General features: G+C 61.8%; 10 protein-coding genes. 6 read left to right on the top strand and 4 right to left on the bottom strand.

Annotated elements, in window-relative coordinates; all coding sequences use genetic code 11:
• Window positions 1-35: 35 nt before the first annotated feature.
• From K9B37_RS10130 to K9B37_RS10115, 4 genes are all read right to left on the bottom strand, one after another.
• Window positions 36-4,331, bottom strand: coding sequence for a translocation/assembly module TamB domain-containing protein (locus K9B37_RS10130; RefSeq protein ID WP_224312951.1), 4,296 nt, complete (start codon window positions 4,329-4,331; stop codon window positions 36-38).
• A complete protein-coding gene (locus K9B37_RS10125) occupies window positions 4,331-6,316 on the bottom strand; it encodes an autotransporter assembly complex protein TamA (protein WP_224312950.1) in 1,986 nt (661 codons plus the stop codon). Before K9B37_RS10125 ends, K9B37_RS10130 begins: the two co-directional genes overlap by 1 nt.
• Before the next feature lie 179 nt (window positions 6,317-6,495).
• Window positions 6,496-8,028: a UxaA family hydrolase gene (locus K9B37_RS10120; protein ID WP_224312949.1), complete on the bottom strand. Its 1,533-nt coding sequence runs from the start codon at window positions 8,026-8,028 to the stop codon at window positions 6,496-6,498.
• 53 nt (window positions 8,029-8,081) lie between these two features.
• On the bottom strand, window positions 8,082-8,750 hold the full coding sequence (locus K9B37_RS10115; RefSeq protein ID WP_369414266.1) for a GntR family transcriptional regulator: 669 nt from the start codon (window positions 8,748-8,750) through the stop codon (window positions 8,082-8,084).
• A gap of 180 nt (window positions 8,751-8,930) precedes the next feature.
• On the opposite strand from K9B37_RS10115, the gene uxaC reads away from it, so the two are divergent.
• From uxaC to K9B37_RS10085, 6 genes are read left to right on the top strand one after another with little or no spacing between them, the layout of a single operon-like run.
• Window positions 8,931-10,334, top strand: coding sequence for a glucuronate isomerase (gene uxaC / locus K9B37_RS10110; protein ID WP_224312947.1), 1,404 nt, complete (start codon window positions 8,931-8,933; stop codon window positions 10,332-10,334).
• A 50-nt stretch (window positions 10,335-10,384) separates the two neighbouring features.
• The gene (locus tag K9B37_RS10105) at window positions 10,385-11,572 is read left to right on the top strand and encodes an ABC transporter substrate-binding protein (RefSeq protein WP_224312946.1); all 1,188 of its coding nucleotides are present in this window, start codon (window positions 10,385-10,387) and stop codon (window positions 11,570-11,572) included.
• A 14-nt stretch (window positions 11,573-11,586) separates the two neighbouring features.
• Complete coding sequence (locus tag K9B37_RS10100; protein WP_224312945.1) at window positions 11,587-12,660, top strand: ABC transporter ATP-binding protein; 1,074 nt, start codon at window positions 11,587-11,589, stop codon at window positions 12,658-12,660.
• Between the two features lie 14 nt (window positions 12,661-12,674).
• Complete coding sequence (locus K9B37_RS10095) at window positions 12,675-13,577, top strand: ABC transporter permease (protein ID WP_224312944.1); 903 nt, start codon at window positions 12,675-12,677, stop codon at window positions 13,575-13,577.
• Window positions 13,578-13,584: 7 nt separating this feature from the next.
• The gene (locus K9B37_RS10090) at window positions 13,585-14,427 is read left to right on the top strand and encodes an ABC transporter permease (RefSeq protein ID WP_224312943.1); all 843 of its coding nucleotides are present in this window, start codon (window positions 13,585-13,587) and stop codon (window positions 14,425-14,427) included.
• Between the two features lie 7 nt (window positions 14,428-14,434).
• The gene (locus K9B37_RS10085) at window positions 14,435-15,910 is read left to right on the top strand and encodes a mannitol dehydrogenase family protein (protein WP_224312942.1); all 1,476 of its coding nucleotides are present in this window, start codon (window positions 14,435-14,437) and stop codon (window positions 15,908-15,910) included.
• Window positions 15,911-16,038 lie beyond the last annotated feature (128 nt).

Raw genomic sequence — 16,038 nt, 5'->3', positions numbered from 1 at the left:
CAACTGCGAGGGCGATTCACCACGCAAGGTTTCGATCAGTACTCCCATTCGGCCCCGACACCAATGGATGTGCTGCCGTTGGCGCCGACTTCGCCCTGAACACGGATCCGGCGCGTGACGTCGATATCGACGCTGACGCCGCTTTGTTCCGTCGATGCACCGGCCTTGACCCCGACGCTGATGCGATCGCTGAGGGCCTTGGAAATGCCGATCGTCGGGCCGCCATCGGCGCCGAAGGACAGATCCAGTCCTTCTACGCCCAGGGAACGTCGCAGGACTTCGAAGACGTCGTCGCCACCGCCTCCGGCGAACTGGGCTGCAACCTGCGCCAGCTGAACGGCCTGTCCAACGGACAGCCCGCCCGAAGCCTTGGAAAAGAGAATTCGCGACAGGACCTCGTCCTGCGGCAATGCAGGATCGGACGTGAAGGTGAAATATGGCTCGCGGGCCGAGCCTGCGACGACGACCTGTGCGGTCACGTCTCCGGCGCGGGTCTCAGCCGCGAAATCGAGTTCGGGCGTCAGGTCGCCCGTGAAGGTCAGGCGGCCGCGGGTGAAGTCGAGACGCGTTCCGGCGATGGTGAAGCGACCGTTGCGCAGATCGAATGCGCCAATAGCGATCGGATTGGCCAGCGTGCCTGTCAGGCGCAGGTCGCCACCAAGCTCCGCCTGAATGCCTCGACCTCGCACGAAGATACGGCTCGGTGCCGAGACCGAGAGATTGAGGACGGCATCGAATGGTGGAGCGCGGCGAGCACCGGCCTTTGCCCGCGCTGCGAGTGCGAGCCGTGCTGCGGCTGTCGGTGTCGGCTGCACATGTCTCGTCCCCTCCAGCGGCCTGATGGTGGTGGCGAGGCGTTCGGGAACCGTGACGTCCATCGAGAGAATTCTGATCTCGCCGTCGATGCGCGGGTTTTGCGCAAGAGGGCCGGACAGGGACAGGGCTAGATCGGCGGTGGTCGTCACCACATCGTTCGAGACGAGCTTCGCGCGCTGACCGGTGATGCGGATATCACCAGGAAAGCCCGCCGCAGGGTCGAGACGAATGCGCCCGCTCACTGAGAGGCTGCCGTCGCTGGGGGTGATTGCGGAAAGCTGTTCAATAGTCACATCCGTTTCACGTGCGACCAGGCGGCCGCGAATGTCGGTCAGACGCGTGCCTTGAACGGCATCGGTGAAGGTGCCACGCGAGATATTGGCGCTGCCTGTCACGGCAGGGGCAGCAGGCGACCCCGCCACGCGCGCATCGACGTCGAGTGTTCCGGTAACGCTTCTCCCTGAGATCGACAGGTAGCCGTTTGCAACGCTGGCGTCGATCCGTCCCTGGATCGACAGGTTGAGTTTGCCCGCGGCTGCAAGAGGGACCTCGCCGTTGATCCGGAGGCTACCGGCACTGCCGGCCTGCACCGTCGCATTCAGTGTCGTCTGTCCATTCCTGAGTTGCCCCTCTGACGTAAGGTCGATCGAGGGAAGGCCCAGATTGCTCGTCTGAGGCAGCATCAGTTTGGCGATACGCAGGCGCCAATTGCCCTCCGGGCGGTCGGCCGGGCCCGCAATTTGGGCATTGCCGTCGAGCGTTCCGGACAGGCCCAGACCGGGAGCAAAGATATCCGCCGCGGCAAGCGGTACGGCACGAGCATCGAGGGTGAGATTCAAGTTGGAGCCTACGCGGCCGTTCACCGTGATCGCCCCTCGGTCGATCGCGAGAGACAGACGACGTACGTCGACGCCTCCGTCGGCAAAAGTGAGCGTCGTAGGCTGCACGAGCGAGATCTGGCGTCGGTCACGCCTTGCGGTCAGTGTCGTCAGCTCGAGGCGGATTGGCGTGTCGGGGGCGAGGCGACCCCTCGCCGTGAGATTGAAGTTTCGGGCAACGGCCGTCAGGCTGAGATCGCTCGCTGCGGACGTTCCCTGTGCATCGAGCCTGATCTGGGAAATTTCTTCGCCCGAGACGAATGCGCGATTGATTGCGAGCGTGCCGTCGATGACCGGCCTCGCATAGAGGTCGGTGACGGAAAGTTTCGCTTCGAAGCGGTCGGCGGTCACACTCGCAACGCGCAATCGGCTGCCGGTGGCATCGAAGGTTGCGTTCTGTCGGCCGTTATCCGCGCTCAGGAGCAACGTCGCATTGAGATCGCCCGAGAGGCGGGTCAGGACGAGGGGAGAGAGGTCGTCCAGATTGCGAGCATCGATGGCGAGACGGCCGGCTGCAAGATTGTTTGAATCGAGCGTCAATTGTCCGGATATCGTCGCGGAGCCGACTTTGAGATTCAGCGGATCCAGTCGCCAGCCACTCTCGGATCCGCCGCTCAGATGCAGCGCTCCATCGACCGGCTTGCCATCGATTTCGCCGATCAGCCGCGCCGTTGCGCTCGGTCGGCCGGTCAGGTCGCTGGCGGTGGTGTTAAGCGTCAGCCGGGATATGGGACGGCCGAGGGCTGTGGCATTGTGCAACTGAGCCTGAGCCTGGGCGTTCAATTGCGCGAGTGAACCCGACAGTTTTGCCGTCACGTCGGCGGTGCCAGTCAGCCGATTGTCAGCCTTCGCCAGATTCGAGATCCGCGCTGCAGCACTGAGATCGACATGCTCAGGCGCTGCGTCGCCCGTCAGTCGCAAATCAAGGTAACGACCGAGAAGAGCAAGATCGCGAAGGCCGAAGCCGCCGTGCGGCAAGGTCTGCACCGTGCCGGAGAGATTCAGCTGGCTGTCCACTAACCGGTCGAGTGCTGCAATTCCCGTCCCGATGCGACGAACACCGCCAGAGAGCGCGGCACTGACGGTCTTGCCGGAGAAGAGCCCTGTCGTGTCGGCAGCGAGGTCGAGGTCCCCTCTCAATTGCAGAGAGGCCACGTCCGCAAAACGGGAAAGATCAGGCGCCTTCAGTGTCAGCTTCCCAGTTGCGTCCTGCGTTCCGATTTTTCCGGAATAGGTCGCATCGATCGTTTGCGTCGCAAGGTGAGCGGTCTCGACGTCGGCTGTGCCTTCGGGGAACGCCGTTCCGCGCAACGTCAATTTCAATTGTGTTCCGACGGCTCTTGCAATCGACGGATCGGTCAGGGCAACTCCTGTCGCCGCGGCATCGGCGACGAGCGCTATCCGCGTCGTCTTCTCGGAGATCGGCCCGTCAGGAGTGGCAGAAAATGATGCGGTGAGCTTGCCGAGGCGTCCGATCGGCAAGGATGCATCCTCCGCGTCGAGGTTGCCCGCGATACGGGGCGAGGCGAGGGGGCCGCTCACCTTTCCGTCGAAGGCGAGCTTGCGGATCTCCGCCGCACCTGCGACCGTCTTCTCCCCACTCGTGGGAACGGCCCGCGCGGAGACCGTCAGGTCGATGGCTCTCTCCTTCGTTACGAGACCGGCGATGTCGAGCCGCGCCGTCTGCGAGACGATGGACATTCCGGAGATGTCGATCGTGCCGTCATCGGCGAAAGAGGTTTGCGCCTTCAGCTCCGTCGTGCCGGCGAAGATTGGCGCGACGGGGGTGGGGAGAAGGCCCTCGATTCTCGCTTGGGTGTCGATGTTCAGAAGCCTTGCGCCGCCACTGCGCCGGAGATCAGCCTGGCCTCTTGCGCCGATCGTATCGCCGGCGTCGAAGGTCAGCTGCGCCTTGAAGGCGTCGAGCGTTCCCGATCCAGAGAGGTCGAGCTTGACCGGCGGCAGACCAGGGATGTTCGCGGCGCGCGCGAGGATACCGCCGGCCGGCTCGTCCAGCGCGAGAGTCAGTTGAAGGTTCTCCGTCGCATAGAGAAGGCGCGCGATGAGCTGGCCCGGCGCATCGAGACGCTTCGCATCGAAGCGCAGATTCAAGCCTTCCGAGGGACTGCCGAGAGAAGCGGAACCCGTCGCCGCGAGCTGTGCAGGAACGCCAAGGAGTGGCTGGCCGAGCGCCAGTTCGCGCAAGGAGAAATCCTGAACCTGAATCCGCACCGGAAGCTCCGGCAGAAGCGGCTGATCCGAAGCGGGCACCGCCTCGTCCGATGGAACGGGACGCCGCAAGATCTCGAGCTTGCCGATTTCGAGACGATCGACTTCTAGTCGCCGGGAAAGCAATGCGAGACGTCGCCAGACGAGGCGCGCGCTGTCCAGTCGCAACCAGACACCGTCCCGATCGGCAATCGTAATGTCGCGAATGGTAGCATCCGAAGACAAGGCGCCGTCCACCGCGCCGATGGAGACCTGTGTCGTCGGCGTCGAAAGCGCCCGCGAGATCAGGTCAGCCAAAAAGCCGCGATCGGCTTCATCGCCGCGGGAGCGCAGCGTCAAGGCAAACAGAATGACGATCCCGGCAAGCAGGACGATGGATGGGACGAGGAGGCGGCGCAGCGTCATCATCAGAAGGCCTGCCCGATGCTGATATAAAGCGAGACCGGCCTATCGCCGGGCCGCGGGTTGAGCGGCGTGGCGACATCGAGCCGGATCGGGCCGATGGCCGTGTAGTAGCGAAGGCCCAAGCCAGCCGAGACCTGCAGCCTTTCCTTGAAATCGGGATAGCTCGATTCGAACGCGTTGCCCGCGTCGATGAAAGGTACGACGCCGATCGTATCTGTGATTTTGATCCGCGCTTCGAGAGACCCCTCGAGAAGGCTGCGTCCGCCGACGACATAGCCGAAAGGTCCCTGCGGTCCGAGACTCTGGTAGCGATAGCCGCGCACGGAGCCGCCGCCACCGGCAAAGAAACGGAAATTGGCAGGAATTTCGTCGAGATCGGCGCCGACGATGGAGCCCAGGCCGATCCGTCCAGCCAGGATGTAGCGCGCGTCCTCGTCGAGCGCATAATAGGTCGAGGCTTCGAATTTGCTCACTGTCATTCCGACCGTCGATCCAAGGAAGCTCGGATACGGCGTGATCGACGCATTGATGCGTGCTCCACGGGTCGGATCGAGAGGACGGTCGGTGGAATCGTAGGTCAATGATGCCGGAAGACCGACCACGAAATAGTCGATCTTGCCGAGGACGTCGCTAGTCTGGCCCTTCTGCAACTGGAGGCCGAACTGTGCGGAGAAAGTATCGCTGAAGCGATGGCGGATGGCGGCCCTGCCGTCGATGAAGCGGCTCGTATAGCCGCCGTAGCGGTCGCCGCCCGTACGATCCCTTTCTACACGTCCGTCGAGCAGAAGATCGTTGCGTGTGCCGCCCAACGCGGGCTTCAGGAAACTCGCGCTGAAGCGTCCGCCGATGTCGGAAGGCAACAAATCCTCGATGCGCTTCAGTCGTGTGCCGTCATTGCGCGGTGCGAGAAACAGATCGGATTCGAGCCGCAGACGCTCGGCACCGCCGAAGAGATTGCGATGTTCCCAATAGCCATGAAGCGCCGGACCGTCGATCGTGGAGTATCGCGCCGAGAAGCCGATAACCCTGGGCTTGCGTTCCGTGACTTCCACGAAGATCGGAAGGCGACCCTCGGCATCGAGAGCCTCGGCTTCGCGAATTCTGACCGATCCAAGTGCTTGGATGGTGCTGACCGACTTGCGTGTATCCGCGAGAGCCTTCGGCGAATAGGGATCGCCAGGCTCCAGATAGATGAAAGAACGCACGACCGCGGGATCGACCGTCTCGGTGCCTGAGATCGAAATGGACCCGATTGGCGCGATGGGTCCCGGGTCGATCCGGTAGGTCACATCCATGATCCGTTGCGGATGAAAGACGACCGGATCGACTGATACCGTCTTGGCCAGTGGACGCGATTGGCTCCGGAAGTAGTCGACCATGCGCGCCTGAGCCGCGCGGAGGTCCGCCGCTCTTGCGGGATCTCCTGGCTTCAATCCGATGATTTTACTCGGAAGCTGCTGCGGCGTGAAGGGCTGCCGGGTCCGGGAATCATCGACCTCGATTTGCCCCATTGAGAAAAGCGGTCCTGTGTTGACCAGGACTTTGACGGGAACAGGCTCGCGATTGCGGTATGCTTCGGCAGTGCGGGCAGCACTCCTTGCATCGCTGCCGATCGTCAGAGCGGATTCGCCGATCTCGAAGGCGAGCGTCGCATTGTAATAGCCGGTTCCCCAGAGAGCATCGAGCATGGGACCGAAATCCGCTTGAGCGCGTCTCGCCAGAGAATCGCCGTCGAGCGGCGCATCCTGGCGAAGCCGATAGAGCTCGGACGCGTCCTTCAGGGCCTGTTCGACAGCTTTGCGATCTCCGGCGATATCGAAGGCAAGAGCATAGGGTAGAGCGTTAGGGGAGGCTGCCGGCGGTTTGTCATCGGAGCCAACGAGTCCAAACAGATCCAAGGCCCGGGCGTCATCCCCCGGCCAGGCAAGGGCGCCGAGAAGAACCCAGATCGAAAATGGGACGGCGCCGCGCCAAGGCCACAACTGCATTCATCACTCCTCGCGACCCCAACAGCGGCAAGAATGAGGACATTTTGTGGTCGGATCGGAGAACGGACTGGGTCGTGCCGGATTTATAAAGGGCATTCTCCCATCCCGAAGGGAGAAATTGCACTTAGCGTTAATGGACCTGAGACGCGTGAAATTCTGGTACTCGCAGGCTTCGTCTGCTACATCGTTGCTCCAACTTGCCAGGGCAGGAACTCGGCATCTCCGTAGCCCAGATCTTCGGACTTCGTTCGGTCGCCCGAGGCCACTCGAAGCATGGTGTCGAAGATCTCGCGCCCCTTCTCCTCAATGGAGATGCCATCGAGGATATCGCCACAATTGATATCCATGTCGTCGATCATGCGGCGATAGATATCGCTGTTGGTCGCGATCTTGATCGAGGGCGTCGGCTTGCAGCCATAGGCGGAACCGCGGCCCGTGGTGAAGCAGAGAATGTTGGCTCCGCCAGCCACCTGTCCCGTCGCGGAAACAGGGTCGTAGCCGGGTGTGTCCATGAAGACGAAGCCTCGTGTCGTCACCGGTTCCGCATATTCATAGACGGCGGTGAGCGGCGACGTTCCGCCTTTTGCTGCAGCGCCGAGAGATTTCTCGAGAATCGTGCTCAGCCCACCGGCCTTGTTGCCGGGGGAGGGGTTGTTGTTCATTTCCCCCCGATTGCGCGCCGTATAATCTTCCCACCACGCAATGCGCTCGACCAGCTTCTCGCCCACCTCGCGCGTTGCTGCGCGTCGTGTGAGAAGGTGCTCGGCTCCGTAGATTTCCGGCGTTTCGGAAAGAATCGCGGTCCCGCCATGGCGAACGAGCAGATCGGCTGCCGCGCCCAATGCCGGATTGGCGGTGATACCCGAATACCCGTCGGATCCGCCGCATTGCAGCGCCAGGACCAGCTCCGATGCAGGTACCGTCTCGCGCTTGGCTCTCGAGGCGGCGGGGATCATGTCCGTGATGGCGGCAACGCCGGCTTCGACGGTCTTGCGCGTTCCGCCGATATCCTGGATCGTCATCGTCCTGAAGCTTTCGTTCTCCTGGAGACCGTAGAGCTCCTTCCACTTCGCGATCTGGAACACTTCGCATCCAAGGCCCACCATCAGGACGCCTGCGATATTGGGGTTGGAAGCGTAGCCCCATTGTGTCCGTTTCAGGATCTCGGATCCTTCGCCCTTGATGTCCATGCCACAGCCGGTTCCATGGACGAGGGAAATGATGCCGTCGATATTGGGATGATCGTCGAGCACTCCCGAGCGCTCGACTTCGCGGGCGATGAAGCGCGCGGCCGAGGCCGAGCAGTTCACGCTCGTCAGGATCGCCAGATAATTGCGCGTTCCGACTTTCCCGTTCGCCCGGCGGAATCCTTCGAAAGTCGCTTGGGCTTCGACAGGCAACACGGCGGAGGAAGGCGTGTCCTCCGCGAAATGATAATCACGGGAGAAATCGTGCATCTCGATATTGTGCTCGTGCACCCATTCACCGGGCACGATCGCTTTTGATGCGAAACCGATGATCTGTCCGAATTTCAGGATCGGAGCACTTTCCGGAATGGCGATGGTCGCGACTTTGTGGCCACGCGGGATGCGCTCCCGGACTGTGACATTCTCAGCGACGGAGCCAGGAGACAGCGGATCCACCGCGACAAGCACGTTGTCCAGGTCGTGGAGACGAATTGTTCTGGATTCCGTGATGTTCCTGTCCAACATGTCCTTGATCTCGGTTGTCCGGCTTTCACCGGAAAGGCGGCTCTATACTATACTCAGGCGCTCAGTGCCGCAGCATCCGATTCTGCCTCACATTCGAAAAGCTCAGGTCGCTGAGTCTGCAATTCCGGCAAGGACCGGAGAATTTCACTCAAATGCTCCCTCATGGCCGCTTGTGCGGCCAGCGGATCCTTGGCGCGAATCGCGCTGACGATGATCTCGTGCTGGGCCACGACCACGTGCCGAGGCGTCGCTTGCGTCATGTCGAGGAAGCGCACGCGGTCCATCTGCGGCTTGACGTCCTCAATGATTTCCCATGCGGCCAGGCGACCCGCAGTCTCCGCGAGCAGGCGATGGAACTCCTCGTCGAGCGCAAGGAATTCCTCCGGCGATTTGGAGCGCTGCGCACGGCGCTGACGTCCCAGGCTGGCATTCAATTCCGCAAGCATCGTCGGACTGGCGCTGACGGCCGCCTCGCGCACGACGGCCGTCTCGACCGCCTCGCGAATGAAGCGCGCATTCTCCACCCCGATTCGCGAAATCTTCACCACCTGGGTTCCGCGCTGGGGCAGGACTCTGACGAGGCCTGCCTCGCTCAGCTTGATCAAGGCTTCCCGGACCGGAGAACGGCTCACGCCGAAGCGGCGCGCCAGATCCTGTTCCGATAGCATCTCGCCGGGGGCGAACTGCATCGTCACGATGGCCTGGCGAAGAGTGCGGGTCACCTGCCTCGCAATGGACTCCGGCCGAATATCAGGCTTCGGGAGACTTTTTTCATTCATGATTGCTATACTACCATACTAGTAGACCATTGCAAAGCGGCGGAAGCCGCTCTAAAGTGGAGGCGTTGGTGCTGTGAAACCGGTGGAAGACAAGCCGGGCGCAGCCGCCGAGGGAGTAACGCCATGCTGATCCATCCGGACCGGCTCTTCTCCGCAGAACCGGAAGCGCGCGCCATCGCGCGGTGCCTCTATGCGTCGGTGCGGGATCTGCCGATCATCTCTCCGCATGGTCACACGGATCCGCGCTGGTACGCGGACGACGAAGCCTTTCCCGATCCGGCTACGCTGTTCGTCGTTCCCGATCACTATATTTTCCGCATGCTCTACAGCCAGGGTGTGCGTCTCGAAGACCTGGGTATCCCTGAACGCGGGAATTCCCAGCCCGAGCGCAACGCTCGCGCCATCTGGCGGCGCTTTGCGGAGCATTATCATCTTTTCCGCGGTACTCCGACCCGGCTGTGGCTGGACCACACCTTCGCAACACTCTTCGGCTTCACGGAGCGGCTGTCCGCCCGAACGGCGGATGATTACTTCGACCGGATCAGTGCTGCGCTGAAAACGCCCGAGTTTCGTCCCCGAGCTCTGTTCGATCGCTTCCGGATCGAAGCCATCGCGACGACGGAAAGCCCGCTCGATCCCCTCCGTCATCATGAGACACTCCGTCAATCGGGCTGGCACGGACGCGTAGTTACGGCCTATCGCCCCGATCCGGTGGTCGATCCGGACTTCGAGGGTTTTCGTGACAATCTTGCGCGTTTCGGCGAGATCACCGGCTGCGACACCACCACGTGGAGCGGGTATCTTGAAGCGCATCGCCGGCGTCGCGCCTTCTTCCGCGACTATGGGGCCACTTCGACCGATCACGGGCATCCGACGGCGCGAACGGCCGATCTGCCGCGTGACGATGCGGAGGCGCTGTTCAGAAAGGTATCCACGCGCCAGGTGGCGCCCGAGGAGGCCGAGCTTTTCCGCGCTCAGATGCTGACCGAGATGGCGGCGATGAGCATCGAGGATGGAATGGTCATGCAGATCCATCCTGGCTCCTCCCGAAACCACAACCTGGCGATCTTCTCCAAATTCGGCCGCGACATGGGCGCGGACATCCCATCGCGTACGGATTACGTGCGCGCCCTCAAGCCGCTGCTCGATCGCTTCGGCAACGAACGTAACCTCACGATTATTCTCTTCACGCTCGACGAGACGAGCTACTCGCGTGAACTGGCGCCGCTCGCAGGGCACTATCCCGCGCTCAAGCTCGGCCCGGCCTGGTGGTTCTTCGATTCACCTGAGGGCATGCGACGTTTCCGCGAACTGACGACCGAGACGGCCGGGTTCTACAACACGGTCGGCTTCAATGACGACACACGGGCCTATCTGTCGATCCCTGCGCGCCACGACATGGCGCGACGGGTGGATTGCACATATCTGGCCAACCTCGTGACGACCCACCGCCTCGATGAGGACGAGGCGCACGAGGTCGCACACGATCTCGCCTATCGCCTCGCAAAAGAGGCTTACAAGCTGTGAGTCCGGACATGATCCCGAAGGATCTCGCCGCACAGAATGGGAGGAAGAGGATGAAAAATCTTATCACGAGACGGACCTTTGTGGGCGGAGTTGCCGGTGCTGCTGGTGTCGCCGCGTTTGGAGGTCCCAGCATGGCGCAGCTGGCACTTCCGAAGGAGCCCGTTGCCCTCAACGTCATTGACGTTGCCGGAAATCTGGCGCTCACGCAGAAGGCGATCGAGAACTATCGGAAGGCGAAGCCCAACCTCGTCTCGCGCATTACCTTCACCAAGGCTCCGGCTCCGGAACTCGCCGGAAAGATCAAGGCGCAGCAGGATGCAGGCCGGGTCGATATCGATCTCGTGCTGACGGGCACGGATGCGCTCTCCGCGGGCATCGATCAGAAGCTCTGGGTGGAGCTGTTGCCCGCGCATGCGGCGGCGTTGCCGAAACTCGATGACATCTATCTGCCCGCCGCGGCCAAGATGCAGACGCTTGCCAAGGGGCAAGGCGTCGTCGTGACGTATTATCCGTCGGGTCCGCTGCTTGAATACATGCCGGACAAGGTGAAGAATGTCCCGACCACGGCAGAGGAATTGCTTGCCTGGGCGAAGGCCAATCCGAACCGCTTGATCTATGCTCGCCCGGCGAATTCCGGTCCCGGCCGTACGTTCATCATGGGATTGCCGTACATTCTCGGCGACAGCAATCCGCAGGATCCGGCCAAGGGCTGGGACAAGACCTGGGCTTATCTGAAGGAGCTCGGCCAGTACATCGAGTACTATCCGTCCGGCACAGGTGCCGTGATGAAGGAACTCGGCGAAGGCTCCCGCGACATGACGGTTTCCACGACCGGCTGGGACATCAATCCGCGCGTGCTCGGTGTCGTGCCGAAGGAGGCGAAGGTCGGTGCGCTCAAGGGCTTCCACTGGGTCGCGGACGCCCACTACATGTGCGTGCCGAAGGGCCTCTCCAACGAGAAGGTCGCCGTTCTGCTCGACCTGATGAACTTCCTGCTCACCAAAGAGCAGCAGGCTTACACCTATGACGAGGGCTACTTCTATCCGGGCCCGGCCGTAAAGGGCGTGACGCTCGACATGGCACCGGCCGATAGCCAAGCTGCGATCAAGGAATTCGGCCGTCCCGAATACGAGAAGCTGATCGCCGACAATCCGATCGAACTGCCGCTCCAGCCCGACCAGATGGTCGTGGCCTTCCGGATCTGGGACGAGCAGGTCGGCGGCTCGAAGCGCAAATAAGAAGGAAGCCCGCGATGGCGATTGCTCTTTCGCAGTTCAACGAGGTGCGGCTGGATCGCGTAAGCCGCGAATTCGGAAGCCTCAATGCACTGCGCGACGTGAACCTGACGATCAAGCGTGGCGAGTTCATCGCTCTGCTGGGACCATCGGGTTGCGGCAAGTCGACGACGCTCAATTGCATCGCGGGCCTCCTGCCCGTCACCGGCGGATCGATCTGGCTCGACAAGAACCGGGTCGACACCTTGAAACCGGAAGAGCGCGGTTTCGGCATGGTGTTCCAGAACTATGCGCTCTTTCCTCATCTCAACGTGCGCCAGAATATCGGTTTCGGCCTCAAGATGCGGGGCACGGCGAAGGCGGAGATGGAACGCAAGGTCGATGAGGCGCTTAGTCTCGTTCGCCTCCAGGGTCAGGGACACAAGCTTCCTGGCCAGCTTTCCGGCGGTCAGCAACAGCGTGTCGCCATCGCGCGCGCCATCGTGATCGAGCCGCCCCTGGTTCTGATGGACGAGCCGTTGTCGAACCTTGACGCGAAGCTGCGTCTGGAGATGCGCGCCGAGATCCGCCGCATTCATAACGAGCTCGGCGCGACCACCATCTACGTGACGCACGATCAGGATGAAGCTTTGTCGCTGGCTGATCGGATCGTCGTTCTGCGCGATGGCATCGTGAGGCAGGTCGGGACACCGAAGGAGCTCTATGAGGCGCCGGCGCATCTCGACGTGGCCGATTTCATGGGATTCCGCAACAAGCTCAAAGGCAAGGTGATCGCAACCGACAAGGGCCGCGCGATCGTCGATGTCGAGGGCGCGAAGATCGGCGGCGTCATGCGTGAGCCGCTTTCGATCGGCGCTGCCGCTTACGTGGCGATCAGGCCGGACGATCTGTTCGTTGCCGAGTCCGGCGAGAACGCGCTGGCGGTCATTGTGGACACCGCCGAGTATCGTGGTCGTGAGTTCGTTGGAACGGCTCACACCAAGGGCGGTTTGGAGCTGGTCTTCCGCTCATCCCACGCGGTCGAGCCGGGAACGGCCGTCCAGCTGCGGGCGGGTGAGGAGAACACCCTCGTCTTCGCTGAACCGATATAGAGGAGGAAAGGGCGATGCACGCTCCCGCCGCGATGTCGGCCAGCGGGCCGAGCCTGCGCCAGAGGTTGGCGGCGCGGGGATTTGATGCCGTCACCCTTCTGGTGCTGCCGGCTGCCATCTTCAGCCTGTTGCTGTTCGTCTATCCCTTTGCCTTCGGTCTCATCCTCTCCTTCGAGCCGAAGAGCGGGGACTGGCTTGCGAACTACCAGCGCTTTTTTTCCGACTCCTATCTCTACGATACGATCTACAAGACACTTGCGCTGGCCATTCCGGTCACGCTCCTGAACCTCGTGTTCGCGGTGCCGGTGGCGTTCCGTGTCCGGCTCATGCGGCGACAGCGGCTTTTGACGACCATTCTGGTTCTGCCGATCACGTTGGGAACGGTTCTCGTCGCCGAGGGTCTCCTGAATTATCTCGGTCCGCAAGGGTGGTTCAACCGGACCCTCCTGACGTTCGGGCTTATCTCGCAGCCCTTGCGACTGGTGCACAATTACTGGGGCGTGTTCGTGTCGCTCGTCATCACGGGCTTCCCCTTCACGTTCCTGTTGACGCTCTCCTATGTCACCGGCATCGATCCCGCGCTGGAACAGGCCGGCGCGACGCTCGGCGCCAGCGCGTGGCAGAGATTCAGGCACATCTATCTGCCTCTCCTCATGCCGGGTTTCGCCATCACCTTCTGCCTGTCCTTCGTTCAGGCGTTTTCGGTGTTCCCGTCAGCGGTGCTCCTCGGTGAGCCGGCCGGGCTGACCCGGGTGATCTCGATCGCGGCCTATCAAGCCGCGTTCGAGGAGTACGACTACTCGATGGCGTCGGCCGTCGCGATGATCATGGGCTTCGTACAGTTGGCGATCGTCGTTGCGGTTCTCGCATCCCGTGGCCTGTTCTATCGCGGCCCGGCTTCCGGAGCGAAAGGGTGACAAGCCTATGATCCGCGATACTACTCTCGGCGCAAAGCTCTGGGCCGCCGCCGTCTGGGCGCTGGTGGCCTTCTTCGTGATCAATCTTCTCGCCATGATCGGCACCGTGGTGACGAGCTCCTTTGCGACCCGTTGGCTCGGCACATGGCTGCCTATCGGATGGACGACGCGTTGGTACGCCTCAGCCTGGAGCGAGTTCCAGCTGGGCGATGTCCTGATCGTGACGTTCCAGGTCGTGGGAATGGTGGTTCTGATCTCCGGCGCGCTCGGGGTCACCGCCGCCTATGCGCTGGCCCGGCGCGATTTTCCCGGAAAGCGCCTTCTCGTGCTGCTGTTCCTGCTGCCGCTTCTGATCCCTCCGATCACCTTCGGCATTCCCTTGGCGACTGTCCTCTACAGGACCGGATTGGCCGGAACCTTCTGGGGCGTCGTCGCCGCCAATCTCGTGCCGACGGTTCCTTTCGTGATCCTCGTGATGATTCCGTTCATCGAGCAGATCGATCCGAAGCTTGAAGCGGCGGCACGCGTCTTCGGCGCCAACACCTTCAAGCTGTTCATTCACGTGCTCTTGCCGCTGTTGTTGCCCGGAATCCTCGCAGCGTTGCTCCTGGTTCTGGTGCGTACGATCGCCATGTTCGAACTGACCTTCCTGGTGGCTGGACCGACGAGCCAGACACTTGTGGTCGCGCTTTACTACGCGGTCTTTGCTGCAGGTGTTCGTGCAGTTCAGTCTATCGACGCAATGGCCGTGATCTACATGGTCACCACGTTGGTCTGGCTGATCATCGCGCTGCGCTTCGTCAACCCGACGCAGATCGTCACCCGCGCCAAGCAGCAACCTGCGCATTGAGGCCATCATGGGAAACCGCCTGAATCTGGCAGCCCTTGCCAGCCTGCCGGAAGAGATCGCACGTCCGTCCTACGATCGCAGGAACATTAGCCCCGGCATCGTGCATCTGGGCGTAGGGGCTTTTCACAGGGCGCATCAGGCGGCCTATACGGATGCGGTCCTTGCCGACGATCCCCGTTGGGGAATCGTGACGGCAAGCCTGCGCAGCCCCGACACGCGCGACGCCCTGAATCCTCAGGACGGTCTCTATACGCTGTCGGTGCGCTCGGAAGCGGGCGAGACGCTGCGCGTCATCGGTTCGATTTTGCGCGTCATCGTGGCTCCGGAAGCTCTCGATGATCTGATCGCGGCCATGTCGGACCCCACAACGCGCATCGTTTCGCTGACGGTGACGGAGAAGGGCTATTGCCATGATCCGGCGACTGGTACGCTCAATGAAGCGCATCCCGACATCGTGCGGGATCTGTCGAATCCGCAAAGCCCTCGGACTGCACCGGGCCTCATCGTAGAAGCGCTGCGCCGTCGCAGGGAAGCGGGAATTGCGCCGTTTACGGTCATGAGCTGCGACAATCTTCCCTCGAACGGTCACACGGTAAAACGTGTTCTGGTGCGATACGCGGAGCTGGTTGATTCCGAACTCGGCGCTTTCGTCAAAGAGCATGTCGCCTGCCCGTCGACGATGGTCGACCGTATCGTTCCTGCGACTACGGACGACGATCGTCATCGGATCAGCCGCCTGCTCGGCGTCGAAGACGCCTGGCCTGTGATCACCGAGCCCTTTACGCAATGGGTGATCGAGGACAGCTTCCCTCAGGGCCGGCCGGCATGGGAGAAAGCAGGCGCGCAGTTCGTTGCCGACGTCGTTCCGTTTGAGCACATGAAGCTGCGGCTGCTCAATGGAAGCCACTCGACGCTTGCCTATCTCGGCTATCTCGCAGGCTACGAGACGGTGGCCGAGACCATGGCGAATCCTGCCTTCGAGAGCTTGGTTCGTGGACTCATGGAGGAAGAGGTTTCCCCAACCCTTCATATGCCGCCGGGAACGGATCTCGATGCCTACAGGCGCGCCCTTATCCAACGTTTCAAGAATCCGGCACTCAGACATCGCACTTGGCAGATCGCGATGGATGGCTCTCAGAAGCTGCCGCAGCGCCTTCTTGGCACGATCCGGGACAGACTTGCCGCGAAGCAGTCAATCGGCCGACTGGCCTTGGGCGTTGCAGCCTGGATGCGATACGTGACCGGAGTCGACGAAACCGGTGCTCCGATCGACGTGCGCGACCCGATGGCGGCGCGCCTGCGTGCTCTTGCCGACGGCGCGGGTGCGGATCCCGAGCGGATTGCTCAGCTCTTCTTCGGGGTTACTGAGATATTCGGAAACGATCTCCCTGCTGCTGAGGAGTTCACGCAGCCTGTCATGAAGGCCTTGGCACGTCTCTACCGCGAGGGGTCGAAGGCAACGGTCTCAGTCTCCGTAATATAATCTTATATCATATATTTATCGACGGCCTGTCTGTGCGGAACAAACAGGCCAATTTCATGTTGTATCGTTTTGATTCAAAGTGAGATCCTGATCCATTTCTTATGCGACGCAAGTCTAGGAGAAGTTCA

Origin of the sequence: Microvirga puerhi, from assembly GCF_020089865.1 — a bacterium.
GTDB lineage: Bacteria > Pseudomonadota > Alphaproteobacteria > Rhizobiales > Beijerinckiaceae > Microvirga > Microvirga puerhi.
The sequence above is the reverse complement of the archived record's forward strand: the minus strand, read 5'-3'. Positions and strand labels throughout refer to the sequence as shown.

Bases quoted from the DNA above. Each gene is read 5' to 3' on its own strand.
- K9B37_RS10130 (WP_224312951.1), bottom strand. From the start codon at position 4,331: ATGATGACGCTGCGCCGCCTCCTCGTCCCATCCATCGTCCTGCTTGCC.
- K9B37_RS10125 (WP_224312950.1), bottom strand. From the start codon at position 6,316: ATGCAGTTGTGGCCTTGGCGCGGCGCCGTCCCATTTTCGATCTGGGTT.
- K9B37_RS10120 (WP_224312949.1), bottom strand. From the start codon at position 8,028: ATGTTGGACAGGAACATCACGGAATCCAGAACAATTCGTCTCCACGAC.
- uxaC (WP_224312947.1), top strand. From the start codon at position 8,931: ATGCTGATCCATCCGGACCGGCTCTTCTCCGCAGAACCGGAAGCGCGC.
- K9B37_RS10105 (WP_224312946.1), top strand. From the start codon at position 10,385: ATGAAAAATCTTATCACGAGACGGACCTTTGTGGGCGGAGTTGCCGGT.
- K9B37_RS10100 (WP_224312945.1), top strand. From the start codon at position 11,587: ATGGCGATTGCTCTTTCGCAGTTCAACGAGGTGCGGCTGGATCGCGTA.
- K9B37_RS10095 (WP_224312944.1), top strand. From the start codon at position 12,675: ATGCACGCTCCCGCCGCGATGTCGGCCAGCGGGCCGAGCCTGCGCCAG.
- K9B37_RS10090 (WP_224312943.1), top strand. From the start codon at position 13,585: ATGATCCGCGATACTACTCTCGGCGCAAAGCTCTGGGCCGCCGCCGTC.
- K9B37_RS10085 (WP_224312942.1), top strand. From the start codon at position 14,435: ATGGGAAACCGCCTGAATCTGGCAGCCCTTGCCAGCCTGCCGGAAGAG.